This is a genomic window from Limimaricola sp. G21655-S1, assembly GCF_027213785.1.
Taxonomy (GTDB): domain Bacteria; phylum Pseudomonadota; class Alphaproteobacteria; order Rhodobacterales; family Rhodobacteraceae; genus Limimaricola.
The window spans coordinates 1-265 of sequence record NZ_JAPWGO010000263.1 but is presented as its reverse complement, the minus strand read 5'-3'; the positions used below and the strand labels follow the sequence as shown (position 1 = coordinate 265).

1 protein-coding gene is annotated in these 265 nt (G+C 50.9%); it reads left to right on the top strand.

Going from position 1 to position 265, the window contains the following annotated elements; translation table 11 throughout:
- Nucleotides 1-265 (top strand): transposase (locus O4G76_RS20705; protein WP_269399000.1); only part of this gene is annotated, 265 nt, incomplete at both ends.

Here is a 265-nt window from a genome sequence, read left to right as displayed (position 1 = left end):
GGATACAATCGCCTGACCCACTCGGAACGAGAAGGCGGTCCGTTAACCTTGGCCTATTGCTGGGCGCACGTGCGCCGGAAATTCCTTGATGAGCACAAGGCAAACAAGTCCAAGGCGGCGTTCGAGATCATGGAGATGATCAATCGGATTTATGGGATCGAACGCGATATGATCGCTACAAACCATATCAATGCGAATACGCGAAGAGTCATTCGCCAAACAGAAGCAGCACCTCTCATCGCATCTTTGTTCGCACGACTTAAAC